23 protein-coding genes are annotated in these 25,751 nt (G+C 65.8%); 19 read left to right on the top strand and 4 right to left on the bottom strand.

Annotated features, from left to right (window positions below; all coding sequences use genetic code 11):
* Positions 1–160 precede the first annotated feature (160 nt).
* From tkt to BUA29_RS05800, 15 genes are all read left to right on the top strand, one after another.
* Positions 161–2,146 (top strand): transketolase, encoded by a 1,986-nt coding sequence (gene tkt, locus BUA29_RS05870; protein ID WP_072755683.1) that lies wholly within the window; start codon positions 161–163, stop codon positions 2,144–2,146.
* Between the two features lie 24 nt (positions 2,147–2,170).
* Complete coding sequence (locus BUA29_RS05865) at positions 2,171–2,695, top strand: DUF2946 family protein (RefSeq protein WP_072755682.1); 525 nt, start codon at positions 2,171–2,173, stop codon at positions 2,693–2,695.
* Positions 2,696–2,774: 79 nt separating this feature from the next.
* The gene (locus BUA29_RS05860; protein WP_072755681.1) at positions 2,775–3,215 is read left to right on the top strand and encodes a copper chaperone PCu(A)C; all 441 of its coding nucleotides are present in this window, start codon (positions 2,775–2,777) and stop codon (positions 3,213–3,215) included.
* A gap of 218 nt (positions 3,216–3,433) precedes the next feature.
* Positions 3,434–4,858, top strand: a complete 1,425-nt coding sequence (locus BUA29_RS05855) for a dihydrolipoyllysine-residue acetyltransferase (RefSeq protein ID WP_072755680.1) — start codon at positions 3,434–3,436, stop codon at positions 4,856–4,858.
* Between the two features lie 17 nt (positions 4,859–4,875).
* Positions 4,876–6,648: a dihydrolipoyl dehydrogenase gene (gene lpdA, locus BUA29_RS05850; protein ID WP_072755679.1), complete on the top strand. Its 1,773-nt coding sequence runs from the start codon at positions 4,876–4,878 to the stop codon at positions 6,646–6,648.
* Positions 6,649–6,849: 201 nt separating this feature from the next.
* Entirely contained in the window at positions 6,850–7,245 is a 396-nt protein-coding gene (locus BUA29_RS05845) for a hypothetical protein (RefSeq protein ID WP_072755693.1), read from the top strand.
* Between the two features lie 11 nt (positions 7,246–7,256).
* Positions 7,257–8,096, top strand: coding sequence for a F0F1 ATP synthase subunit A (gene atpB / locus BUA29_RS05840; protein ID WP_072755692.1), 840 nt, complete (start codon positions 7,257–7,259; stop codon positions 8,094–8,096).
* A gap of 81 nt (positions 8,097–8,177) precedes the next feature.
* A complete protein-coding gene (atpE, locus tag BUA29_RS05835; RefSeq protein WP_072755678.1) occupies positions 8,178–8,456 on the top strand; it encodes a F0F1 ATP synthase subunit C in 279 nt (92 codons plus the stop codon).
* Positions 8,457–8,580: 124 nt separating this feature from the next.
* The gene (locus tag BUA29_RS05830; protein ID WP_072755677.1) at positions 8,581–9,054 is read left to right on the top strand and encodes a F0F1 ATP synthase subunit B; all 474 of its coding nucleotides are present in this window, start codon (positions 8,581–8,583) and stop codon (positions 9,052–9,054) included.
* 10 nt (positions 9,055–9,064) lie between these two features.
* Complete coding sequence (locus BUA29_RS05825; RefSeq protein WP_072755676.1) at positions 9,065–9,592, top strand: F0F1 ATP synthase subunit delta; 528 nt, start codon at positions 9,065–9,067, stop codon at positions 9,590–9,592.
* A gap of 62 nt (positions 9,593–9,654) precedes the next feature.
* Positions 9,655–11,205, top strand: coding sequence for a F0F1 ATP synthase subunit alpha (gene atpA, locus BUA29_RS05820; protein ID WP_072755675.1), 1,551 nt, complete (start codon positions 9,655–9,657; stop codon positions 11,203–11,205).
* Positions 11,206–11,303: 98 nt separating this feature from the next.
* The gene (gene atpG / locus BUA29_RS05815; protein WP_072755674.1) at positions 11,304–12,167 is read left to right on the top strand and encodes a F0F1 ATP synthase subunit gamma; all 864 of its coding nucleotides are present in this window, start codon (positions 11,304–11,306) and stop codon (positions 12,165–12,167) included.
* Between the two features lie 60 nt (positions 12,168–12,227).
* Positions 12,228–13,640: a F0F1 ATP synthase subunit beta gene (gene atpD, locus BUA29_RS05810; protein WP_072755673.1), complete on the top strand. Its 1,413-nt coding sequence runs from the start codon at positions 12,228–12,230 to the stop codon at positions 13,638–13,640.
* A gap of 29 nt (positions 13,641–13,669) precedes the next feature.
* Positions 13,670–14,095 (top strand): F0F1 ATP synthase subunit epsilon, encoded by a 426-nt coding sequence (locus BUA29_RS05805; RefSeq protein WP_072755672.1) that lies wholly within the window; start codon positions 13,670–13,672, stop codon positions 14,093–14,095.
* Positions 14,096–14,235: 140 nt separating this feature from the next.
* On the top strand, positions 14,236–14,817 hold the full coding sequence (locus tag BUA29_RS05800; protein ID WP_072755671.1) for a DUF4136 domain-containing protein: 582 nt from the start codon (positions 14,236–14,238) through the stop codon (positions 14,815–14,817).
* A 107-nt stretch (positions 14,818–14,924) separates the two neighbouring features.
* Here BUA29_RS05800 and ppa read toward each other — a convergent pair whose 3' ends face one another.
* On the bottom strand, positions 14,925–15,473 hold the full coding sequence (gene ppa, locus BUA29_RS05795) for an inorganic diphosphatase (protein WP_072755670.1): 549 nt from the start codon (positions 15,471–15,473) through the stop codon (positions 14,925–14,927).
* Positions 15,474–15,629: 156 nt separating this feature from the next.
* Between ppa and BUA29_RS05790 the strand changes: the two genes are divergently transcribed.
* Positions 15,630–17,264: an NAD+ synthase gene (locus BUA29_RS05790; protein WP_072755669.1), complete on the top strand. Its 1,635-nt coding sequence runs from the start codon at positions 15,630–15,632 to the stop codon at positions 17,262–17,264.
* Positions 17,265–17,333: 69 nt separating this feature from the next.
* Here BUA29_RS05790 and BUA29_RS05785 read toward each other — a convergent pair whose 3' ends face one another.
* Positions 17,334–18,470 (bottom strand): alkane 1-monooxygenase, encoded by a 1,137-nt coding sequence (locus BUA29_RS05785; RefSeq protein ID WP_072755668.1) that lies wholly within the window; start codon positions 18,468–18,470, stop codon positions 17,334–17,336.
* Positions 18,471–18,622: 152 nt separating this feature from the next.
* Positions 18,623–19,465, bottom strand: a complete 843-nt coding sequence (locus BUA29_RS05780; RefSeq protein WP_072755667.1) for an outer membrane protein assembly factor BamD — start codon at positions 19,463–19,465, stop codon at positions 18,623–18,625.
* Between the two features lie 89 nt (positions 19,466–19,554).
* Between BUA29_RS05780 and rluD the strand changes: the two genes are divergently transcribed.
* The 3 genes from rluD (at position 19,555) to clpB (ending at position 23,989) form a co-directional block, all read left to right on the top strand.
* The gene (gene rluD / locus BUA29_RS05775) at positions 19,555–20,535 is read left to right on the top strand and encodes a 23S rRNA pseudouridine(1911/1915/1917) synthase RluD (RefSeq protein WP_072755666.1); all 981 of its coding nucleotides are present in this window, start codon (positions 19,555–19,557) and stop codon (positions 20,533–20,535) included.
* The gene (gene pgeF, locus BUA29_RS05770) at positions 20,532–21,278 is read left to right on the top strand and encodes a peptidoglycan editing factor PgeF (RefSeq protein ID WP_072755665.1); all 747 of its coding nucleotides are present in this window, start codon (positions 20,532–20,534) and stop codon (positions 21,276–21,278) included. The genes rluD and pgeF overlap by 4 nt, the downstream gene beginning before the upstream one ends.
* Before the next feature lie 128 nt (positions 21,279–21,406).
* Positions 21,407–23,989 (top strand): ATP-dependent chaperone ClpB, encoded by a 2,583-nt coding sequence (gene clpB, locus BUA29_RS05765; protein WP_072755664.1) that lies wholly within the window; start codon positions 21,407–21,409, stop codon positions 23,987–23,989.
* 91 nt (positions 23,990–24,080) lie between these two features.
* Here clpB and BUA29_RS05760 read toward each other — a convergent pair whose 3' ends face one another.
* Entirely contained in the window at positions 24,081–25,748 is a 1,668-nt protein-coding gene (locus tag BUA29_RS05760) for a cation:proton antiporter domain-containing protein (RefSeq protein ID WP_072755663.1), read from the bottom strand.
* Between the last annotated feature and the right edge of the window lie 3 nt (positions 25,749–25,751).

Genomic DNA, 25,751 nt, shown 5'->3' with positions numbered 1-25,751 from the left:
GACGCACCCATTGGGGTGGGTGGATGGATGCGAGCGGCTTTGCATCGGGTGCTTGGCATCAATCGAGTGTCATGCGCTCGCGACGCTCGCTCGGGGCAGTCGCGACAGCGCCCGGTCGGAGATGGGACAATAAGCGCACCTTCCCGTATCCGCCCGACCCATGACGACGCCCAGCCGCCGCGACCTCGCCAACGCCATCCGTTTCCTTGCCATCGATGCGGTGCAGGCCGCCAACTCCGGCCATCCCGGCATGCCGATGGGCATGGCCGACATTGCCGAAGTGCTCTGGAACGACTTTCTGAAGGTCAATCCTGCCGACCCGGGCTGGGTGGATCGTGACCGTTTCGTGCTGTCCAACGGGCATGGGTCGATGCTGCAGTACGCGTTGCTGCATCTGACCGGCTTCGATGTGTCGATCGACGACATCCGCCAGTTCCGCCAACTCGGCAGCAAGACGCCTGGGCATCCGGAAAATCACGTCACCCCGGGCGTGGAGACCACCACCGGCCCGCTCGGGCAGGGGCTGGCCAATGCAGTGGGCATGGCGCTGGCCGAGAAATTGCTGGCGCAGCGCTACAACCGTGACGGGCACACCATCGTCGATCACCGCACCTGGGTGTTTCTGGGTGACGGCTGCCTGATGGAAGGCATCAGCCACGAAGCGGCCTCGCTGGCCGGCACCTGGGGCCTGGGCAAGCTGGTGGCGTTCTGGGATGACAACCACATCAGCATCGACGGCAATACCGACGGCTGGTTCACCGACGACACGCCCCGGCGCTTCGAAGCCTACGGCTGGAACGTGATTCGCAACGTGGACGGCCACGACCCGGTGGAAATCAGGACCGCCATCGAGACGGCGCTTAAGTCCACGGATCGCCCGACCCTGATCTGCTGCCGCACCACGATCGGGTTTGGCTCGCCCAACAAGGCCGGGAAAGAGTCCAGCCATGGTGCCCCGTTGGGCAAGGACGAGGTGGCCGCCACCCGTGCCGCGCTGGGCTGGCCGTATGCGCCCTTCGAGATTCCGCAGGCCATCTACGACGGCTGGCGTGCGCGCGACCGCGCCGCGGCCCAGGCGGACTGGGCGGCCCGCTTTGCTGCCTACAAGGCCGCATTTCCGATGTTGGCGGCGGAGTTCGAACGCCGGATGTCCGGGGCGCTGCCCGAGAACTTTGCTGCGCTCGCCGAGGCATTCATTGCCCGTGTGCAGCAGGAAGGCCCGGCGATTGCCAGCCGCAAGGCCTCGCAGAACACCCTCGAAGCGTTCGCCCCGCAGTTGCCGGAGCTGGTCGGCGGTTCGGCCGATCTGGCTCATTCCAACCTGACCCTGTGGAAGGGCAGCAAGTCGGTGACCAGCCGCGATCCGGATGCCAACTACGTGTACTACGGTGTGCGCGAGTTTGGCATGAGTGCCATCAGCAACGGCCTGGCCCTGCACGGCGGGTTCATTCCCTTCGATGCCACCTTCCTGGTGTTTTCCGACTACGCCCGTAATGCGGTGCGCATGAGTGCACTGATGGGGCTGCGGGTCGTGCACGTCTACACCCACGATTCGATCGGGCTGGGTGAGGATGGCCCCACCCATCAGCCAGTGGAGCATCTGGCCTCGCTGCGCTACATCCCCAACAACGATGTCTGGCGTCCCTGTGATGCGGTCGAGTCGGCAGTGGCCTGGCGCTGCGCACTGGAACGTCGGGACGGGCCTTCCTGCCTGGTGTTCAGCCGGCAGACCCTGCCGCATCAGCCGCGTGATGCCGCCCAGGTGGCGGCCATCGCCCGTGGTGGCTATGTGCTCAAAGACAGCGTGGGCGCCCCGGAGGTCATCCTGATTGCCACCGGCAGCGAAGTGGCGCTGGCCATGCAGGCCGCGGCAACACTGGGCGAGACGGTGCGGGTGGTGTCGATGCCGTCGGTGGAGGTGTTCGAGCGCCAGGATGCGGCCTACCGCGAATCGGTGCTGCCGAAGGCCTGCCGCAAGCGCGTCGCCGTGGAAGCGGGCGTCACCGGGTTCTGGCGCCAGTACGTGGGCCTGGATGGCGCGGTGCTGGGCATCGACACGTTCGGCGCCAGTGCGCCTGCCGAGGCGCTGTTCCCGCACTTCGGGCTGACCGTCGAGCGTTTGATCGAGGTCATCCGCGCGCTCTGACCGGTGCGCTAAGCTGCCCGCACCATGATCCTGCGCTCCCGCCCGTTCCAGTTCTGGATGGCTCGCCTGGCGCTGGCGGCCATCCTGCTGGTGTCGGTGATGCCGACGCTCAGCCGCTGGCTGGAGAGCCGTGCAGCGGGTGCACCGGATGCAGTGCTGGCGCTGTGCACGACGGATGGGCTGACCTGGGCCAAGCCCGCCCGCCTGTTCGACGATGGTGCGGGCAAGGCCCCCGCGCCGGCCGGCACGCTGCCGGATGCCGCCTGTGCCTACTGCCCGCTGCTGGCCTCGCTGGCGCCGCTGCTGCTGGCGGTGCTGGCCTGGCTATTGCCGATGCTGCCGCGCGCACTACTGCCAGCGCGCGGCAGTGCCGTGCCACACGCCCCCCCCCTGTCTGCGCGGGCTGGGTGCCCGCGGGCCGCCGATCCTGCTCTGAAATCACCGACGTATCTGCACGACGAGGCGCTTGCTGCCTCGTCTTCACCCGCGATTTGGAGCCAATTCGATAGTGGCGCTCAATGGCGGATGAAGCTCAACTTCACCTATTGAGGTGGTTGTGTGCCCAGCGATTCCGGGTGCCGCGGTATGCGGCACCCGGTTCGCTTCAGCCTGACGAGGAGGCAATGCCATGAACAAGACGATCGCGACCGCATTGGCCCTGGGGCTGGTCTGGTCGGTATGTGCAGCGCAGGGTGCCGGGGTTCGGGTGCAAGACCCCTGGCTGCGCGCGACACCGCCGGGTGCCACTGTGGCCGGCGGGTTCCTCACTCTGATCAACGATGGCAGCCAGCCAGACCGCCTGGTGCGGGTGGAGAGTCCGCTGGCGGCCCGGGTGGAATTGCATGAAACCCGCGCCGAGGGCGGCACCATGCGGATGCGCGCATTGCCGGGTGGCCTGACCGTGCCGGCACACGGCCAAGTTGTGCTCAAGCCGGGCAGCTATCACCTGATGTTCATCCAGCCGACCCAGGCGCTTGCGGCCGGGATGCAGGTGCAGGCCACGCTGGTGTTCGAGCACGCCGGGCAGGTGCCGGTCACTTTTGTGGTGCGTCCGATGGGTGCGCGTTGATCTGGTGGGAGGTGCGGCCCAGCATCGAACGCGCAGATGTTGGGTCATTTTGCCGGGGGTGAAACCGGGTTTTTCGCAGGGGTATGCGCCGTTTCCGGGCGGATATAGTGCGAGCCTGAAAAATTATCCGGGTATAAAACAAAACGGTCGATCGTGTCGTTTGTCGATCGCGCCCGGATGTGTTCCCATAGCGCTTTCTTCGTTGCGGAGTGGCGACCATGGCCGAGCTGAAGCAAGCGCGCGTCCCCGATATCGGCGGGCATACCGATGTTCCGGTCATTGAGCTTTTGGTGCAGCCCGGTGATCGGGTGAGCAAGGATCAGGGGCTGGTGACGCTGGAGTCGGACAAGGCGACGATGGAAGTGCCGTCGCCGTTTTCCGGCATCGTCCGGGAGTTGAAGGTCAAGCTCGGCGACACCGTATCGGAAGGAACGGTGGTGGCCCTGATCGAAGCGGATGAAGCGGGTGGTGGCGAGACTGCGGCTGCCGCTGCATCGTCTCCCGCACCCGCACCCGCACCCGCACCCGCACCCGCACCCGCACCCGCACCCGCACCCGCACCTGCACCTGCACCTGCACCTGCACCTGCACCTGCGCCCGTGACTGCAGAGGAAGGTGGGGCCCCGGTGCCGGCGCTGGCACCGGTGGCCGAGCCGGGGCAGCCGGGGATTCCGCCGATGCGGTTCGAGGCCGACGCGGTGCTGCCGACCAAAGTGCCGTATGCCAGCCCGGCGGTGCGTCTGTTTGCGCGCGAGTTGGGGGTGGATCTGTTCCAGGTTCGGGGTAGCGGCCGCGGTGGGCGGATCCTGAAGGAAGACGTGCAGGCGTTCGTGAAGGCGGCGCTGGCCGGCGGCGTGACAGCGGCGCCGGCGGCTGCGCCGACGGCAGGCGGCGGACTCAACCTGATCCCCTGGCCGAAGGTGGACTTCGCCAAGTTCGGTGCGATCGAAAGCAAGCCGCTGTCGCGCATCCAGAAGATTTCCGGCGCCAATCTGGCGCGGAACTGGGCGATGATTCCGCATGTCACCCAGTTCGACAGTGCCGACATCACCGAGCTGGAGGCGCTGCGGGTGGCGTTGAACCAGGAGCATGCCAAGGCCATCGCCGCCGGCCGGCAGGGCAAGCTGACCATGCTGGCGTTTTTGATCAAGGCCTGCGTTGCAGCACTCAAGGCGTTCCCGCATTTCAACGCCTCGCTGGACGGCGACACCCTGATCCTCAAGAAGTATTTCCATATCGGCTTTGCCGCCGACACGCCGAATGGGCTGGTGGTGCCGGTGCTGCGGGATGCCGATCGCAAGGGCGTGCTGGAAATCGCCACCGAGATGGGCGAGCTGGCGGCACTGGCGCGCGAGGGCAAGCTCAAGCCCGAGCAGATGCAGGGCGGCTGCTTCACCATCAGCTCGCTGGGCGGAATCGGTGGTACTGCCTTCACCCCGATCATCAACGCGCCGGAAGTGGCCATCCTGGGCGTGTCGAAAGCCGAGATGAAGCCGGTTTGGGACGGCACGCAGTTCCAGCCGCGGCTGATGCTGCCGCTGTCGCTGTCCTATGACCACCGGGTGATCGATGGCGCCGATGCCGCCCGCTTCACCACCTATCTTGGGCAGCTGCTGGCCGACCTGCGTCGGGCCATGCTTTGAGTCGAAGGAGAACGCGCATGGCTGAGATCGAAAGCAAGGTTCCTGACATCGGCGGCCACACGGATGTGCCGGTGATCGAAGTGCTGGTGGCGGTGGGCGACACGGTCAAGAAAGGCCAAGGGCTGGTCACGCTGGAGTCCGACAAGGCCACCATGGAAGTGCCGGCAGACGCCGATGGTGTGGTCAAGGCGTTGAAGGTCAAGCTGGGTGACACCGTGTCGGAAGGCAGTGTGATCGCGCTGATCGAAACGGCCGCCGAGGCGGTCGCAGTGACGCCTGCGCCGGCGGCATCCGCCCCCGCACCCGCAAGCCCGCCTGCGAAAGCGGCGGCAGCGCCGTCAGCACCGCAGGCGGCTGCCGTCTCGGGCCGCAAGGCCGACATCGAGTGCGCGATGGTGGTGATCGGTGCTGGCCCCGGCGGCTATACCGCCGCCTTCCGCAGCGCCGATCTCGGTCTCGACACCGTGCTGGTCGAGCGCTACCCCACGCTGGGTGGTGTGTGTCTCAACGTCGGCTGCATTCCGTCCAAGGCGTTGCTGCATGCCGCCGAAGTGATCGACCAGGCTGCGCACGCCAGTGAGTTTGGCGTCCAGTTCGGCCCGCCGACGATCAACCTCGACGCGCTGCGTGACTACAAGAACAAGGTCGTCGGCCAGCTCACCAAGGGCCTGGCGGGTATGGCCAAGCAACGCAAGGTGCGCGTCGTGCAAGGCGTGGCGAAGTTTGTCTCGCCCCACGAGCTTGAGATCAGTGCGGCGGATGGCAGCACCCAACTGTTGCGGTTTGCCCAGTGCATCATCGCCGCGGGTAGCCAGCCGGTGAAGCTGCCGGCGTTTCCGTGGGGCGATCCGCGCATCATGGATTCCACCGATGCGCTTGCGCTCGCCGAAGTGCCGAAGACACTGCTGGTGGTTGGTGGCGGCATCATCGGGCTGGAGATGGCTACGGTCTATCGCGCACTGGGTGCGCAGGTCACCGTGGTCGAGTTCATGCCGCAGCTGATGCCGGGCGCGGATGCTGATCTGGTCAAGCCATTGGCCGATCGTCTATCGAGACAGGGCGTGGCGATCCACCTCAAGACCAAGGTGGTCGAGGCAAAGGCGCAGAAAAACGGGATTGCCTGTACGTTCGAGGGTGAGTCCATCCCCGAAACCAAGCTGTTCGATCGCGTGCTGGTGGCGGTCGGGCGCAGTGCCAACGGTGGCACGCTGGATGCCGAAAAAGCCGGCGTGCGTGTCGGTGAGCGCGGGTTGATCCCGGTGGATGCGCAGATGCGCACCAATGTGCCGCACATCTTTGCCATCGGCGATCTGGTCGGTCAGCCGATGCTGGCGCACAAGGCCACCCACGAGGGCAAGCTGGCGGCCGAAGTCGCGGCGGGGCACAAGAAATCCTGGGTGGCACGGGTGATCCCGTCGGTGGCCTACACCGATCCGGAAATCGCCTGGGTGGGCGTCACCGAGACCGAAGCCAAGGCCAAGGGGCTCAAGGTCGGTGTGGGCAAGTTCCCGTGGGCGGCCTCGGGCCGCGCCATCGGCCTGGCGCGCACGGAAGGCTTCACCAAGTTGGTGTTCGATGAGGCCACCCATCGCGTGATCGGCGGCGGCATCGTCGGCGTGCATGCCGGTGAGCTGATCGCCGAAATCGCGCTGGCCATCGAGATGGGCTGCGAGGTGGAGGACATCGCCCACACCATCCACCCGCATCCGACCTTGAGCGAATCGGTGGGCATGGCGGCCGAGGTCTACGACGGCAGCATCACCGATCTGTATCTGCCCCGGCGCGGCTGAGCCGGCCGGGTCTCATGCTGGCTTGACGAGGTTTGAACGCCGCCCCACAGGCGTTGTCAGCCCACGTCGAGCTCAGCGCCGTGGATCGGGCGGTTGCCGCACCGCCCGACAGGCTGTTAGACTTTCGCGGCTTTGGTGAGCGGGGTGCCGCTCGCCGGGGCGGCCAACCCTCTCCATTGGTCCTGCTCGGGAAACATCCGCGTGCTGAACTCCGCCAAGGCAGGTTGGCGGCTGGCGCTGCGGGCGGTGGCTTTCCAAGTCGCCGCCGCGCTGGCGACCGCCGCTGCCGGCATGACCCTCGGGCCGCGCGCTGCCCTGGCGGCGCTGGCCGGAGGTGGAACGCTGGCGCTGGGAAGCCTGGTGGCAGCCTGGGGAGCGTTCGGAGTGGGTGTCTCGAGTGGTGGCGTCGCGCTCGCGCGCCTGCTGCTGGGGACGGCGGTCAAGTGGTTGATCGTGGTCGTCGGGTTGTACCTGGCGATGGCGGTCTGGAAGCTGCCGCCGGTGTCGGTGCTGGCTGGGGCGGCGATGGCCGCGGCGGCGTTTCTGGTGTCGATGAGATTCGTGGCAAAGCGCAGTACGACGAGGACGAACGCGTGATCCTGGAAGCAATGGGGTTGGCTCCCGAAGGTGGCGAAGGCGGCGGCCTGACCGGCTACATCGTCCACCACCTCACTCACAACACCACCACCGTCGCCGGTGATGCCGGGTTTCACCTGGATTCCTGGGCGATCGCGCTGGGCCTGGGTCTGCTGGCCTGCCTGTGGCTGTGGCTGTATGCGCGCAAGGCGACCTCGGGCGTGCCGAGTAAGGGCCAGGCATTCGTGGAGCTGGTGGTCGAGTTCGTCGATTCCCAGGTCAAGGACACCTTCCATGGCGACCGCCGCTTCATCGCGCCGTTGGCGCTGACCATCTTTGTCTGGGTCGCGTTCATGAACGCGATGGACTTGCTGCCGCTGGATCTTCCCGCTGCCTTGATCACTGCGGTGGCGGGGCCGGAGGTGGCGCACCATACCTACCTGCGCGTGGTGCCGACGGCTGACATCAACACTACGTTTGCGTTGTCGGTCACCGTGTTCCTGCTGGTGATCTTCTATTCGATCAAGGCCAAGGGCGGCTGGGGCTTCGTCAAGGAGCTGTTCACCGCGCCGTTCCATGCCCACGGCGTGCTCGGCAAGATCGTGCTGGCGGTGCCGAACCTGTTCTTGAACCTGGTCGAGTACCTGTCCAAGCCGGTCAGTCTAGGGATGCGACTGTTCGGTAACATGTACGCTGGCGAGCTGGTCTTCATGCTGATCGCCGGGCTGTTCATGTCGTGGGCGACCTTCCTGCCCGGCGTTCTGTTCCAGTCGGTGTGGGCGATCTTCCACATCCTGATCATCCTGCTGCAGGCCTTCATTTTCATGGTGCTGAGCGTCGTCTATCTGGCGATGGCGCACGAGCATCACTGAAGCCGTCTGCGGCACACCGCGTTTCGCTGTTCACCGTTCCACCCCTTCAACACTGTTCAGTACCAAAACCGGAGATTCACCATGGAATTCATCGCCAACGTCCAGGCTTTCACCGCCGTCGCCATCGGCATCATCGTCGCCCTGGGTGCGCTGGGCGCCGCTCTTGGTATCGGCGTCATGGGTAGCAAGTTCCTCGAGGCCGCTGCCCGTCAGCCGGAGCTGGTGCCGATGCTGCAGGGCCGCATGTTCCTGCTCGCCGGCCTGATCGATGCGGCGTTCCTGATCGGCGTGGGTGTGGCGATGATGTTCGCGTTCGCCAACCCGCTGCTGGCCGCCGTCCAGGCGGCGACCGGCGCCTGATCCCGGCTGTTCGTGGTGCGCGCGGCGAGATGCGCGCACCGGCTGCACTGCGCCGCGGCATGCCGTCGCGGCGTTGCCCAGCGGGCGCCACGGTGTGGCGTCCGTTCGACATCCAAGGTACGACATGAACCCGACCTTCATGACATTGCTGGGCCAGATGATCTCGTTCGCGATCCTCATCTGGTTCACCGTCAAGTTCATCTGGCCGCCGTTGATGCAGGCGATCGAAGAGCGCCAGCGCAAGATCGCCGAAGGCCTGGCGGCCGCTGACAATGCGCAGAAGAGCCTGGCCATGGCCGATGCCAAGGCGGCGGAAGAACTGAAGGCCGCCCGCGCCAAGGCCAATGAAATCATCGACCAGGCCCATCAGCGTGCCAACCAGATCATCGATCAGGCCAAGCAGGAAGCCATTGCCGAGGCAAACCGGCAGAAGGCGCTGGCTGAGGCCGAGATCGAGGCGGCGGTCAATCGTGCCAAGGAAGAACTGCGCAAGCAGGTGGCTGCCCTGGCGGTTGCCGGTGCCGAGCGTCTGCTCCAGCGCGAGATCAACGCCAACGACCAGAAGGCGCTGATCGACGATCTGGCGGCCCAGCTCTGAGGGGGCATCGATGAGCCAGGCCTTGACCCTCGCCCGCCCCTATGCCCGCGCCGCCTTTGCGGTCGCGCGTGATGCCGGTGCGCTGCCTGCCTGGGCCGACGCGCTGGCGTTCGCCGCGCGCGTGGCGGCCGATCCGCAGGTTTCCCACCTGCTCGGCCATCCGCGGCTGACCCGCGAGGAGGCGATTCTGCTGCTGGCACCGGACGGTGCCGACGAGACGTTCCGCAATTTCCTCGGGCTGCTGTTCGACAATCGCCGCCTCGGGCTGCTGCCGGAGATTTCCGGGCTGTTCGATGCGCTGCGGCTGGACGCCGAACAGGTGGTTCGGGCGCGGATCGTCTCCGCAGCGGCGCTGGGCGAGGCAGAGCTGGCCAGTCTCAAGGCGGCGCTGCGGCGGCGCTTTGGCCGTGAGGTCGCGGTCGATCTGGCGGTCGATCCCGACCTGCTGGGCGGCGCGGTCATCGATGCCGGCGATGTCGTCATCGATGGCTCGCTGAAAGGCAAGTTGCAGCGCCTGCAGGCCGCGCTCACGCAATAACCCGTTCGATCCAACACTTTTGAACCAGGCCGGCGGCGACGCAGGCTTCCAAGGAAACCAAGATGGCCACCACCACGCTCAACCCGTCCGAAATCAGCGAACTGATCAAGACCCGTATCGAGAAGGTCAAGCTCGCCGCCGAGGCCCGCAACGAAGGCACGGTCACCTCGGTGTCCGACGGCATCGTGCGCATCCACGGCCTGGCCGATGCGATGCAGGGTGAAATGATCGAACTGCCCGGCAACACCTACGCGCTGGCGCTGAACCTCGAGCGCGACTCGGTCGGCGCGGTGGTGCTGGGTGATTACGAGCACCTGCGCGAAGGCGACGTGGCCAAGACCACGGGCCAGATCCTGTCGGTTCCGGTCGGTCCCGAGCTGCTGGGGCGCGTGGTCAACGCCCTGGGCGAGCCGATCGACGGCAAGGGCCCGATCGACGCCAAGCTGACCTCGCCGGTCGAAGCCATCGCCCCGGGCGTGGTGTGGCGTAAGTCGGTCAGCCAGCCGGTGCAGACCGGTTACAAGGCGGTGGACAGCATGATTCCAATCGGCCGCGGCCAGCGCGAGCTGATCATCGGTGACCGCCAGACCGGCAAGACCGCGCTGGCGATCGACACCATCATCAACCAGAAGCGCTCGGGCATTAAATGCATCTACGTGGCGATCGGTCAGAAGAACTCGACCATCGCCAGCATCGTGCGCAAGCTGGAAGAGCACGGCGCGATGGAATACACCACCGTCGTGGCGGCCTCGGCCTCCGAGTCGGCGGCGATGCAGTACATCAGCGCCTATGCCGGTTGCGCGATGGGTGAGTACTTCCGTGACCGTGGCGAGGACGCCCTGATCATTTACGACGACCTGTCCAAGCAGGCCGTGGCTTATCGTCAGATCTCGCTGCTGCTGCGCCGTCCGCCGGGTCGTGAGGCCTATCCGGGCGACGTGTTCTACCTGCATTCGCGCTTGCTGGAGCGCGCTGCGCGGGTGAACGAGGAGTATGTCGAGCGCTTCACCAATGGCGCGGTCAAGGGCAAGACCGGTTCGCTGACGGCGCTGCCGATCATCGAAACCCAGGCCGGCGACGTGTCCGCGTTCGTGCCGACCAACGTGATCTCGATCACCGACGGCCAGATCTTCCTGGAAACCGACCTGTTCAACGCCGGTATCCGTCCGGCCGTGAACGCCGGTATTTCGGTGTCGCGCGTGGGTGGTGCGGCGCAGACCAAGATCATGAAGAAGCTGTCGGGCGGTATCCGTATCGCGCTGGCGCAGTACCGTGAGCTGGCGGCGTTTGCGCAGTTCGCGTCTGACCTCGATGACGCCACCCGCAAGCAGCTGGAGCGCGGCCAGCGCGTCACCGAGCTGATGAAGCAGAAGCAGTACGCCCCGATGTCGGTGGCGCAGCAGGCGCTGTCGATCTATGCGGTCGACAAGGGCTATCTGGACGACGTGCCGGTCAACAAGGTGCTGGCGTTCGAGGCCGGTCTGCAGGCGCATTTCGCCAATACTGCCGCCGAGCTGATGGCCACCATCGACCGCACCGGCGACTGGAATGACGAGATCGAAGCCGCGTTCAAGAAGGGCATCGAGGAGTTCAAGGCTACCGGTAGCTGGTAATCCCTGACCCCGCCCGACGCTCACACGAGGGTCGGGCGTTTCGGGGGGCAAGACATGGCCGGATTCCCGCCCAGGCGGGGCGAGCACAGAGAACGAGCATGGCAGGCGGACGCGAAATCAAAACCAAGATCAAGAGCGTGCAGAACACCCGCAAGGTGACGCGCGCGCTGGAGATGGTCTCGGCCTCCAAGATCCGCAAGGCGCAGGACCGGATGAAGGCCTCGCGTCCGTATGCGCGGGCGATGAAGCAGCTGATCGGTCATCTGGCCCAGGCCAACTCCGAGTACCGGCATCCCTATCTGGTGCAGCGTGCGCAGATCCGGCGCGTCGGCTACATCGTGGTCTCCTCCGACCGTGGTCTGGCCGGCGGCCTGAACAACAACATGTTCCGCAAGCTGCTGGCCGAGTTCCGTACCCTGCAGCAGCAGGGGATCGAGGTGGACGTGGTCACCATCGGCCAGAAGGCGTCGGTGTTCTTCCGGCGGGTCAAGGTCGGCATGCTGGCGTCGGTCACCCATCTTGGTGATACCCCGAAGGTCGAGCAGCTGATTGGTGTGGTCAAGGTCATGCTGGACGCCTATACCGCCGGTGCGGTGGACAAGGTGTTCCTGGCCTACAACGACTTCGTCAACACCATGACCCAGCGGGTCACCTTCGACCAGTTGCTGCCGTTGCCGCCGGCACAGACCCCGGTGGCCAAGCACGATTGGGACTACATCTATGAACCCGATGCACCCACCGTGCTGGATCACGTGCTGACCCGTTACATCGAGTCGCTGGTGTACCAGGCGGTGATGGAAAACGTGGCCTCCGAACACGCCGCCCGAATGGTGGCGATGAAGGCCGCCAGCGACAACGCCACCAAGCTGATCGGCACGCTGAACCTCGTCTACAACAAGGCGCGGCAGGCAGCGATCACCCAGGAAATTTCGGAAATCGTGGGCGGCGCGGCCGCGGTCTGACCGGTCACCGTACTCCAGGCAATCCCGTAGCAGCATTCAAGAGTTCCCGAGGAAACAGGTATGAGCAACCAGGGCAAGGTCGTACAGATCATCGGCGCGGTCGTCGACGTCGAATTCCCGCGTGAAAGCGTGCCGAAGGTGTACGACGCGCTGAAGGTGCAGGGCACCGACATCACGCTGGAAGTGCAGCAGCAGCTGGGCGATGGCGTGGTGCGCACGATCGCCCTGGGCTCCACCGACGGCCTCAAGCGTGGCCTGATCGCCGAGAACACCGGCCGCGCCATCGCGGTGCCGGTCGGCAAGGCCACCCTGGGCCGGATCATGGACGTGCTGGGCAACCCGATCGACGAAATCGGCCCGATCCAGGCCGAGCAGACCTGGGAAATCCATCGTCCGGCGCCCAGCTACGAAGATCAGGCGGCGACCACTGAGCTGCTGGAAACCGGCATCAAGGTGATCGACCTGATGTGCCCGTTCGCCAAGGGCGGTAAGGTCGGCCTGTTCGGCGGTGCCGGCGTCGGCAAGACCGTCAACATGATGGAGCTGATCAACAACATCGCCACCGAGCACAGCGGTCTGTCGGTGTTTACCGGCGTGGGTGAGCGCACCCGCGAGGGCAACGACTTCTACCACGAGATGCAGGAAGCCGGCGTGGTGAACATCCAGTCGCCGGAGAAGTCCAAGGTGGCGATGGTCTACGGCCAGATGAACGAGCCGCCGGGCAACCGTCTGCGCGTGGCGCTGACCGGTCTGACCATGGCCGAATACTTCCGCGATGAAGGCCGCGACGTGCTGCTGTTCATCGACAACATCTACCGTTACACCCTGGCCGGCACCGAGGTGTCGGCGCTGCTCGGCCGTATGCCGTCGGCGGTGGGTTACCAGCCGACTCTGGCGGAAGAAATGGGCGTGCTGCAGGAGCGCATCACCTCCACCAAGGTGGGTTCGATCACCTCGATCCAGGCGGTGTACGTGCCCGCCGACGACCTGACCGACCCGTCACCGGCCACCACCTTCGCCCACCTGGACGCCACCGTGGTGCTGAGCCGCAACATCGCCGCGCTGGGTATCTATCCGGCGGTCGACCCGCTGGATTCCACCAGCCGTCAGATGGATCCGAACGTGATCGGCAACGAGCACTACGAGACCGCCCAGCGGGTCCGCCAGACCCTGCAGAAGTACAAGGATCTCAAGGACATCATCGCCATTCTGGGTATGGACGAGCTGTCCGAGGACGACAAGCTGGTGGTGGCGCGTGCTCGCAAGATCGAGCGCTTCTTCAGCCAGCCGTTCCACGTGGCCGAAGTCTTCACCGGCAGCCCGGGCAAGTACGTGCCGCTGAAGGAGACCATCCGCGGCTTCAAGGGCATCGTCGATGGCGACTACGATCACCTGCCGGAGCAGGCGTTCTACATGGTCGGCACCATCGACGAGGCGGTCGAGAAGGGCAACAAGCTGCTGGCGGCGGCCTGATCCGCAGGCACTGAACGCGAGGAATCCCGATGGCATCCACCATCCGTTGCGACATCGTCAGCGCCGAGGCCGAGATCTTCCACGGCGAGGCCGAGCTGGTCGTTGCCACCGGCGAGCTCGGTGAGCTGGGCATTGCGCCCAGGCACGCGCCGCTGATCACCCGCCTCAAGCCCGGCAAGGTGGTGGTGACCCTGCCGGGGGGCGAGAAGCTCGACTTCGCGGTGTCCGGCGGCATCCTCGAAGTGCAGCCCACCGTGGTGACGGTGTTGGCCGACACGGCGGTGCGGGCGGAGGAAATCGATGAAGCCGCGGTGCGGGCGGCCAAGGAAGAGGCCGAGCGCATCCTCGCCCGGCGCGCCGAACCGATGGAGATCGCCGAGGCGCAGAAGCGGCTGGCCGAAGTCACCGCCCAGTTGCAGGCGTTGGAGCGCCTGCGCAAGACGCTCAAGCACTGACACGATCCAAAAAATCGAGCACGCTGGCACAGGCCCCGCACCGCGGGGCCTGTGTCGTTCCGGCCGGTGCGCAGGCGTTCAGGCCAGAGTCGAACGACGATGCGATGATCCTGTCATTCCATCCGTGCCGGAGATGCGTCATGCCCAAGCCCCGCAACCTGCTGGCAGCGGCCCTGCTGGCCATATCGACCTTGACGCTGGCCGCATGTGCCAGTGGCCCCAGTGTTCGCACTGACCGGGATCCCGCCGCCGATTTCGGCCAGTACCGCACCTTCAGTTTCTATAAGCCCATCGCGATGGAGCAGGCCGGATATTCGTCATGGATTTCCGAGCGCATCCGTGAAGATGTTCGCCGCGAAATGGAAGCGCGCGGTTATCGGTATCAGCCGGAGGGCGGCGACCTGCTGGTCAATTTCCAGCTCGTGCAGCAGGAGCGAACCGAGCTATGGAGCGTGCCGCGCGCCAGCTTTGAGTGGGTTTACAGCTATCACAGCCGCGGTTACGTGGCGGTGCCGATCTGGTATGACGAGCCACAGCTCAGCCGGTATCGCGAAGGGGTCCTGACGGTGGATCTGGTCGATGGGCAGCGGCACCGGTTGGTGTGGACGGCTGCGGTCAGTACGCCGGAAGGCAGCAAGCGGGCCCCAGAAAAACGGTTGGCGGCGATCGATCAGGCCATTACCGCCATGTTTGCCAAGTACCCGTACCGCGCCGCCAACTAAAAAAACGGTGCAGGCGGCTGAACGTCGCCTGCGCCGGGTAAATGCATGTGCGGGCACCGCTGGGTCGCCCGCCGTGCCAAGCGGCAGGCAGGCGGCCTGACGGACGGTCAGAAATTCGGCTTGTCGCTGCTGCCCTGATAGCGCGCGATGGCGTCGATAATCAGCTGGCGTGCCTGTGCAGCGCCTTCCCAGCCAGACAGTTTGACCCACTTGCCCGGTTCGAGATCCTTGTAGTGCTCGAAGAAGTGGCCGATGCGCTGCAGCCAGTGCGGGGTGACCTTGCTGATGTCGTCGATGTGGGTATAGCCGGCGAACACCTTGTCCACCGGCACGGCCAGGATCTTTTCGTCGCCACCGGCCTCGTCGGTCATCTTCAGTACGCCGACCGGCCGGCAGCGGATCACTGACCCTGGCACCAGCGGCAGCGGCAGGATCACCAGCACGTCGACCGGATCGCCGTCGTCGCACAGGGTGTGGGGCACATAGCCGTAGTTGCACGGATAGCGCATCGGGGTGGACAGGATGCGATCGACGAAGATCGCACCGGAAGCCTTGTCCACCTCGTACTTGACCGGTTCGGCGTCTTTGGGGATTTCGATGATGACGTTGATTTCATCCGGCGGGTTTTTGCCGGTAGGGACGAGGTCCAGACCCATGGGAAGCTCCAGTCGTGGGCGCACCCGGCCGGGTGCGCATGTGTGGGAGGGAGCTGATCATTTTACCGGTTGCGCGTGCCGGCGTTGCACGTGCCGTATCCTTGCCAGCGCCGCCGGGTGATGGCGGCAGCGCGCATAAGGAGCCGAGATCACGCCATGACCCAGTCCCTTCGCATCGCGATGGCGCAGTTCGATTTTCCGGTGGGGGATGTCGCCGGCAATGCGGCGCGTATCGCCGAGATGATCGCCTTTGCCCGCGACGAGTTCGCGGCCGACATCGTGCTGTTTCCGGAACTGGCGCTGTCCGGCTATCCCCCGGAAGACCTGCTGTACCGGCCGGCGTTCCTGTGCGAATGCGAGGCGGCGATGGTCCGCCTGGCACAGGCGGCGACCGGGATCGTCGCGGTGGTGGGCTGGCCACAGTCGGCCGGCAGCGTGGTGTACAACGCCGCCAGTGTCCTGCGCGACGGCGCCATCGCAGCCACCTACCGCAAGCGTGAGCTGCCCAACTACGCAGTGTTTGATGAGCGCCGCTGGTTCGATGTCGATCCGGATCGCGAGGATTGCGTGTTCGAGGTCAATGGCGTGCCGGTGGGCGTGTTGGTCTGCGAGGATCTCTGGTTCCCGGAACCGATCGCCGCCACCGTGGGCAAAGGGGCGCAGCTGGTGCTGGTGCCCAATGCCTCGCCGTATGAGCATGACAAGCATGCCGAGCGTGATGCGCTGCTGGCGCGGCGTGCGCGTGAGACGGGCGCCGGGATCGTCTACCTCAACCTGGTCGGCGGACAGGATGCGCTGGTGTTCGACGGTGCAAGCCTGGTTGCCGATGGCGATGGCCATGTGCACCCGGCGGCGGTGGCCTTTGAGGAGCAATGGCTGGTGGTGGAGTACGAGCCCGAGAGCCGCCGGTTCGCGCCGTTGCAATGGACGGTGGATGGCGATGAAAGCCGCGAGGCGCTGGCCTGGCGAGCGGTGGTGCGTGGCACCCGCGACTACTGCCAAAAAAACGGATTCAAAAAGGCCTGGCTGGGGTTATCCGGCGGCATCGACTCGGCGCTGGTGCTCACCGCGGCGGTGGACGCGCTGGGGGCACACAACGTGACCGCAGTGCGGATGCCGTCGCGTTACACCGCCGGTTTGTCGAATGACCTGGCGCAGATGCAGTGCGAGGCGTTGGGGGTGCGGCTGATGACGTTGCCGATCGAGGCACCGTTCTCCGCCTATCTGGACACCCTGGCGGACACCTTTGCCGGTCTGCCCGTGGACACCACCGAAGAAAACCTGCAGTCGCGCGTGCGCGGCACGCTGATGATGGCGCTGGTCAACAAGTTCGGCGGGCTGCTTCTGACCACCGGCAACAAGAGCGAGTACGCCGTGGGCTACGCCACCATCTACGGCGATATGTGCGGCGGCTACGCGCCGATCAAGGACCTGTACAAGACCGAAGTGTTTGCGCTGGCGCGCTGGCGTAACACGGTGGGGGATGCCGTCATCCCGCAGGCGGTGATCGATCGGCCGCCCTCGGCGGAATTGCGTGAAAACCAGAAAGACCAGGACTCGCTGCCGCCCTATGACGTGCTGGATGCGATCCTGCTGCGGCATATCGACCAGGAGCAGTCACGGGCCGAGATCGTCGCCGCCGGCTTCGATGCCGCCACCGTGGATCGGGTGCTGCATCTGGTGCGGATCAGCGAATGGAAACGCCATCAGGCAGCGCCTGGCCCCAAGGTCAGCCGGCGTGCGTTTGGTCGCGAACGGCGCTATCCGATTAGTAACGGCTGGCGTGAATGAGTGGGGGATGCCCGCTGCGGCCGTGACCCGGCGCGGCCGTCGCCATGCGCAGACCGGGCCGCAGGCAGGTCAGGCAGTGCTGGTGTTTGCGGTGTCTGGGCTTGATGTTTGCGCGTAGCGTGCCACGCACGGGTCCATGATCCGCCGCCACAGGGGCGGGCACAGTGCTAGCACGACGGCGGTGGCGTAACCGAACGGCAGTTGCGGGCTTTCGTCGAAATGACGCAGCACCTGATAGCGCCGTGCCGGGTGGGCATGATGATCCGAGTGGCGCTGCAGATTGAACAGCAGCAGATTGGTGACCAGGAAGTCCGAGTTCCACGAGTGCCGCGGGTTGACGCGCTCGTAGCGGCCATCGGCAAGCAGGCGCCGCTGCAGGCCGTAATGCTCGATGTAGTTGATGATTTCCAGCAGGCAGACGGCCACCAGCGCCTGCCCGGCAAAGTAGATCAGGCCTTGCCAGGTGCCTGCGATCAGCACACATGCCAGTGCCCAAAAGGCCGAGGCGGCGTACCAGACCAGCAGCTCGCTGCGCCAGATGCGATTGCCCGGCGCGCCACGCCGGACGGCGCGGGCGCGATCCAGCGCGAAGGCCTTCGGGATGTTGTGGCGCAGTGCCCGCGCAAGGAAGGCGTAAACGGTCTGGCCAGGCCGGGCGGTCGAGGTGTCGCGCGGGGTGGCCACGTCCACGTGGTGGCCATAGACATGCTCGATCTTGAACGAGCCGTACAGCACCGTGGACAGCAGCAAGCCGCCGGCCCATTGTTCCAGACGGGATGTCTTGTGGATCAGCTCATGGGCGATGTTGATGCCCAGGATGCCGCCAATACAGCCCATCGAGATGATCCAGCCGGCTGCACCGATCGGGCCAAACGGGGCGGTCGCAAATACCCATGCGCCCCACAGCATCAGGCCGATCTGCAGCGGCACGCAGGCCAGCGGCAGCGCCGCGTAGAAGAGCGAATGCTCCAGCTGCGGCACGGTCGCATCAGGAGGATTGCGGGTATCGCGGCCAACCAGGTGATCGATGATCGGGATGATCACGAAGTAAAACACCGGCGGGAACCATGCCCAGGCATCCCAGTGGCCCAGCCGACCGGCCATCCAGGCACTGACCACGGGCGGCAGGGCGGCGACCACAATGGACAGCAGGAACCCCCAGCGATAGGGGGACGCCGATACCAGGGCGGCAATCGCGTGCGACATGGCGGGGATGCCTGACTCCACTGGCGCAGACGCTAGCACGCAGGGGCCAAGCGGGCAAACGCCGGGCGAAGGTAGCGATGGCTGGGGGGCGACCGTGTGGCCGTCTGCGGCCGGTCAGGGCGATGGCCGGTGGTTGTGGGGAGGTCGCAGGTTCAGCGCACGTCCGGACTGAACGGGTTGAGCCGCTTGATCACGCTCGGCGACTTGGGCCAGCGCCCCTTAAGCCAGGGATGCTGCGGGTCGTTCTGCTCCAGCACCCGGCGCGCATCGGCGGCCAGGGTTTTTTCGCCCATGCGGGTATAGGCCTCGGCCAGCAGGGCCACGGCGTCATTCTGCGATTCGCTTTGCGGGTAGGTTTCCAGCAGATAGGTCGCACGCTCGGCGGCCGACACCCAGGCGCCGCGCCGCAGGTAATACAGGCCGGTATTCAGCTCAAACCGTGCGAACTGATTGCGCAGATAGACCATGCGTTGCCGCGCATCGGCGGCATAGCGGCTGTTGGGGTAGCGGGTGATCAGGGTATTGAAGTCGTTGTACGCCTGCAGCGGCGCATCCAAATCGCGGTTGCTAGTGTCCAGGTTGAACGTGCGCGCCAGGAACACGGTATTGCGCGCCATGTTGGTCAGGCCGCGCAGGTAGTACATGTACGCAATGTTGCGGTGGGTGGGGTAGGTGCGGATGAAGCGGTCGATGGTGGAGATGGCGTCTTCGTGCTTGCCGGACTTGTACTGCGCGTAGGCCTGCTCCATCAGGGCCTGCTCGGCATAGGGGCCATACGGGTACTGGGCGATCAGGCGGCCGAAGGTTTCGCTGGCGGTGCTCCAGTTGCCGTGTTCCATCTGGCTGTGAGCACGGTCGTACAGCTCGCCGACCGGCACGCCCTCATTGCGGTTTTTCTTGCCCTTGAACAAGCCCTTGCCGCCGGAGCAGCCGGCAACGGTCAGGACGAGCACGAGCACGAGCACGGTGCGCAGCAGGGAGGAGCGGGCAGTCATGGGCATCGAATGGGCGCCAGGGGCAAGAAGGCTGGATAATAGCAGCCCCACTTCAATCAGGCCCGAACGCGCCAAGCGGCGCGCTGCCCATGACCGACGTCGAACTTCGTACCGCCCGCATTCCCGAGGACGCTGCCGGCGGCCGCCTGGATGCGGTCCTGGCCGGGCTGTTCCCCGAGTATTCGCGATCACGGCTGGCGGCCTGGATCAAGGCGGGCGATGTCACCGTGGACGGGACCCCAGCACGTCCGCGCGACCCGGTGCTCGGGGGCGAGACGGTGGTGCTGCGGGTGCAGCCGACGGTCCAGACCCATGCCGAGGCCGAGCCGATCACGCTGGAGCTGCTGTACGAGGATCCGCATGTGTTCGTCCTCAACAAGCCGGCCGGGCTGGTGGTGCATCCAGGCGCAGGCAATCCGGCCGGCACCCTGGTCAACGCGCTGCTGCATCGCGATCCGGCGCTGGCCCAGCTGCCGCGTGCCGGTATCGTCCACCGCCTGGACAAAGACACCAGCGGCGTCATGGTGGTGGCGCGCACGCTGGCGGCGCACACCGCGCTGGTGGCGCAGCTGTCCGCCCGCGACGTGCATCGCCAGTATCTGGCCATCGTGGTCGGTGCCCTGGTGTCGGGGGGCACGGTCAACGCCCCGATCGATCGGCATCCCCGCGACCGGCTGCGGATGGCCGTGCGCGAGGATGGCAAGGACGCGGTGACCCATTACCGCCTGCGCCGGCGCTACCGTGCGCATACCGCGCTCGAATGCCGGCTGGAGACCGGGCGGACCCACCAGATCCGCGTGCACATGGCGCACCTGAAGCATCCGATCGTCGGTGACCCGCTCTATGGCGGATCGCTGAAGTTGCCCAAGGGGGCGTCGGAGGCGCTCATCACCGCCCTGCGCGGTTTTCGTCGGCAGGCCCTGCATGCCGAGGTGCTGGAGTTTTCCCATCCGATCACCGGTCAGCCGGTGCGTTGCCAGGCGCCGGTGCCGGAGGACATGCGCCAGCTCATGCAGCTGTTGGAGGACGACGCCCTCGCCCATGCCGCGGCGGAGCGTGCGCGCCAATGAGCGCCTTTTTGCCCGCCGACTGGCCGGCACCGCCCGGTGTGCGGGCAGGGACGACACTGCGGCACGGGTTGGGCGTATCGGCGTCGCCGTTTGATCATTTCAATCTTGGCAGCCGGTGTGGGGATGCCACCGCTGCGGTGAATGAAAACCGGCGGCAGCTGGCGGCGGCACTGGCGTTGCCGTCGCCGCCACGCTGGCTGCGCCAGGTGCATGGGGTGCGGGTGGTGGTCGAGCCGGGGCTGGACGAACCCGAGGCCGATGCCGCGGTGACCGCCACGCCGGGCACGGTGCTGGCCATCCTCACCGCCGACTGCCTGCCGGTGGTGCTGGCGGCCTGTGATGGCGACGAGATCGCCGCGGCCCACGCCGGCTGGCGCGGGCTGGCCGCCGGCGTGCTGGAGGCCACGGTGACCGCGATGCAGACGCCGCCCGCGCGGCTGCGGGCCTGGCTGGGGCCGGGCGCAGGGCCGGATGCCTACGAAGTGGGCGACGAGGTGCGTGAGGCCTTCCTGGCCCGGGATTCGGCGGCTGCGACGGCCTTTGTGCCGACCCGCCCCGGGCATTGGCGGGTCGATCTGTATGCCCTGGCGCGGCAACGGCTGATCAGTGCGGGGCTCGTGCCGGAGGCCATCCATGGCGGACAGCACTGCACCATCCGAGAGCGCGACCGGTTTTTTTCCCATCGCCGTGACGGGCAAAGCGGTCGTATGGCCACGCTGGCCTGGATCCACCCCGCCAGCTGAAGCGCCGCCTGCCGGGAAATATCGGGTGCGATTTTCGTTTTAGCGCATCTGCATCTTGAAATACCGGCCAGCGACCGCATGTGGTAGGCATTGGCTGCATCCGCGGCCCGGACTTCAGGAACTTTCCCATGCGAATGGACAAACTCACTTCGCGTTTCCAGCAGGCGTTGAGCGATGCGCAGTCGCTGGCCGTTGGGCGCGACCACAATTTCATCGAACCCGTGCACCTTTTACTGGCGTTGCTCGACCAGCAAGGCGGTGGCACCCGACCCCTGCTGGCACAGGCGGGCGTCAATGTGCCGGTGCTGCGCGAGCGCTTGACCGAGGCATTGGACAAGCTGCCCAAGGTCACCGGTCAGGCCGGCAATGTGCAGGTCAGCAATGACCTGATCCGTCTGCTCAACGTCACCGACAAGTTGGCCCAGCAGCGTGGCGATTCCTATATCGCCAGCGAACTGTTCCTGCTGGCAGCGTTGGAGGACAGTGGCGATGCCGGGCGTGCGCTCAAGGCGGCCGGCGCGGACAAGGCAAAGCTGCAGGCAGCCATCGAAAAAATGCGCGGAGGCGAAAAAGTGACCGACGAAAATGCGGAAGACACCCGGCAGGCGCTGGAGAAATACACCATCGATCTGACCGCGCGCGCCGAGGCCGGCAAGCTCGACCCGGTGATCGGGCGCGACGAGGAAATCCGTCGCACCATCCAGGTGCTGCAGCGGCGCACCAAGAACAACCCGGTGCTGATCGGTGAGCCTGGCGTGGGCAAGACCGCGATCGTCGAAGGGCTGGCCCAGCGTATCGTCAATGGCGAAGTGCCGGAAGGGCTGCGTGGCAAGCGCCTGCTCAGCCTGGACATGGGCTCGCTGATTGCCGGCGCCAAGTTCCGCGGCGAGTTCGAAGAGCGTCTGAAGGCCGTGCTCAATGATCTGGCCAAGAACGAAGGCCAGATCATCCTGTTCATCGACGAGCTGCACACCATGGTCGGTGCCGGCAAGGCCGAAGGGGCGATGGATGCTGGCAACATGCTCAAGCCAGCGCTGGCGCGCGGGGAGCTGCACTGCATCGGCGCCACCACGCTGGACGAGTACCGCAAGTACATCGAAAAAGATGCCGCGCTGGAGCGTCGCTTCCAGAAGGTGTACGTGGGTGAGCCGAGCGTGGAGGACACCATCGCCATCCTGCGTGGCCTGAAGGAGCGCTATGCGCTGCACCATGGTGTGGAGATCACCGATCCGGCGATCATCGCGGCGGCCACCCTGTCGCATCGCTACATTCCCGACCGTCAGCTGCCCGATAAGGCCATCGACCTGATCGATGAGGCGGCCAGCCGTATCCGCATGGAGATCGACTCCAAGCCGGAAGAACTCGATCGCAAGGAACGCCGGCTGATCCAGCTCAAGATTCAGCGCGAGGCACTGAAAAAGGAAAAAGACCCAGAATCCAAGCAGCGGCTTGCCGATCTTGAAAAAGAGATCGCACAGCTGGAGCGCGAGTACGCCGATCTGGAAGAAATCTGGAAGGCGGAAAAAGCCACCCTGCAGGGCGCGACCAAAATCAAGGAGCAGATCGAGCAGGCCAAGCTCGAACTGGAAGCCGCGCAGCGCCGGCAGGACTATGCGCGCATGAGCGAGATTCAGTACGGCATCATTCCGCAGCTGGAAAAGCAGCTCAAAGCCGCGCAGGAAGTTGAGCAGAAGGGCTTCAAGCTGCTCCAGGACAAGGTGACGGCAGAAGAAGTCGCGCAGGTGGTCTCGCGCTGGACCGGTATTCCGGTCAGCAAGATGCTGGAGAGCGAGCGCGAGAAACTGCTGAAGATGGAAGAGGCCCTGCACGCCCGCGTGGTGGGCCAGGAAGAGGCCATCAAGGTGGTGTCCGATGCGGTGCGCCGTTCGCGTGCCGGGTTGTCTGATCCCAACCGGCCCAGTGGCTCGTTCCTGTTCCTGGGCCCCACTGGCGTGGGCAAGACCGAGCTGTGCAAGGCACTGGCGGAGTTTTTGTTCGACAGTCAGGATGCGATGGTGCGCATCGACATGAGCGAGTTCATGGAGAAGCACGCCGTCAGCCGCCTGATCGGTGCGCCTCCGGGCTACGTCGGCTATGAGGAAGGTGGTTACCTCACCGAAGCGGTGCGGCGCCGTCCCTACAGCGTGATTCTGCTGGACGAGGTGGAGAAAGCGCATCCGGACGTGTTCAACGTGCTGTTGCAGGTGCTCGACGACGGTCGCCTGACCGATGGCCAGGGCCGCACGGTGGACTTCCGCAACACGGTCATCGTGATGACTTCCAACCTGGGCAGCCAGATGATCCAGGAAATGGCCGGGGAAGACTCGCCCGAGGCCTACACCAAGATGAAGGCAGCGGTGATGGGCGTGGTGCAGGCGCACTTCCGTCCGGAGTTCATCAACCGGCTGGACGACATCGTGGTGTTCCACCCGCTGGACAAGGCGCAGATCAAGCAGATCGCCCGCATCCAGTTGCGCGGTCTGGAGAAGCGTCTGGGCGAACGTGGCATGCGGCTGGAGGTCACCGACAAGGCGCTCGAGTTGCTGGCCAACGTCGGTTTCGATCCGGTGTACGGCGCACGTCCGCTCAAGCGGGCGATCCAGCACCAGATCGAAAACCCGCTGGCCCAGGAAATCCTGGCCGGGCATTTCACCAGTGGCGACACCGTCAAGGTGGACGCCGAGGGGGGCAGGCTGGTGTTCGTGAAGTAAGCCCGATGCCGGGTGCCCATTGGGGCGCCCGGCTCACATTGGCAGGCATTGCCACAGAACAGGCGCCGGGGTTCCGGCGCCTGTTTGCGTTTCAGGAGGTGGCCTGCGGGGGTGTGCGCGCGGGCCGGTACGGTGGCGTGGCCAGCACCATATCGGCCAGCGAGTAGGCCAGCTCGCGCTCGGCCAGCACGGCGGCATCCGCGCCGTGGGCGAGCAGATACTTGACCTCGCCTTCGCTGTGGGCCCGTGCCAGTACCGTGATGGCAGGATTGAGGGCGCGCAGGTGGGCGATGGTTTCGCCACCCTCCAGCGCCCGCGGAATCGCCAGAATCGCAAGTTTGGCCAGCTCGGGCCGGGCGCTGGCCAGCACCTGTGGAAGCACCGCGTTGCCGCGGATGGCCGGGAAACCAGCGGCGCGTGCGGCATGCACACGCTCAATGTCTTCCTCGATCAGCACGACCGGCACATGGCGTTCACGCAGCAGCCGCAGCAGGTCACGGCCAACCCGGCCGTAGCCGATCACGATGATGTGGTCGCGCAGATCGGCGGGCAGCGGCGGCACTTCCAGGCAGGCCTGTTCGCGGCGTTTGCGGACCTGTCGCAACAGCATGGCCACCAGCAGCGGGTTGAGGACGATTGACAGCAGCGCGCCGGCCAGCACCAGATCCCGCACTTCCGGCTGCAGCAGGTGAAGCGAAAGGGCAAGCCCCATCACGATGAAGGAAAACTCGCCGATCTGGGCCAGGGTGGCGGCGGCCAGGCGGGCATCTTCATCGCGCTCGCCCAGCATGCGCAGGCCCCACCAGCTGAGGGCGCCTTTGACGACCACGATCAGAAACACGGTCAGCGCCACCTGCAGGGGTTGCCGGAGCAGGATGGCCGGATCGAACAGCATGCCGACCGACACGAAGAACAGCACGGCAAACGCATCGCGCAGGGGCAGGGAGTCGTTGGCGGCCTTGTGCGAGAACTCGGACTCGTTGAGCAGCATGCCGGCGAAGAACGCGCCCAGCGCGAACGACACCCCAAACAGCTCCGCCGCCGCAAACGCCACGCCCATCGCGGTGGCCAGCACGCACAGGGTGAACAGTTCGCGCGAGCCGGTGCCGGCCACCCGCGCCAGGATCCAGGGCATCACCCGGCGCCCCACCACCAGCATGAAGGCCAAAAATACGGCCAGCTTCAGCACGGTTTCGCCCAGGCGCAGCCACAGGCCGGCGAGCGAGGCCGCATGGCCGCCAGCGGCCAGGGGCGGCAACAGCAGCAGTGCCAGCACCATGGCGATGTCTTCCACCACCACCCAGCCGACGGTGACCTGGCCAACCCGCGAATCCAGCAGGCGATGTTCTTCCAGGGTGCGCAGCAGCACCACCGTACTGGCCACCGAGAGCGCCAGGCCAAACACCAGTCCGTTGCTGTCAGTCCAGCCGGACAGCCGCCCCACACCCCAGCCCAATGCCGTCATCAACAGGATGCGCAACAGAGCGCCGGGGATGGCCACCGTGCGCACCTGCAGCAGGTCCTGCAAGGAGAAATGCAGGCCCACGCCGAACATCAGCAGGATCACGCCGACTTCGGCCAACTGCGGGGCCAGGGTCTGATCGCCCACCAGCGCCGGCATGAACGGGCCGACCACCACGCCGGCCAGCAGGTACCCGGCCAGGGGGGACATCCGCAGCCGTTGTGCCAACAGGCCAAAGCCAAAGGCCAGCACGAAGGCGAGACAAAGCAAGGTGATCAGAGACGTTGAGTGCGGCATGGG

The organism is Thermomonas hydrothermalis (assembly GCF_900129205.1).
GTDB classification, from domain to species: Bacteria; Pseudomonadota; Gammaproteobacteria; order Xanthomonadales; family Xanthomonadaceae; genus Thermomonas; species Thermomonas hydrothermalis.
The sequence above is the reverse complement of the archived record's forward strand: the minus strand, read 5'-3'. Positions and strand labels throughout refer to the sequence as shown.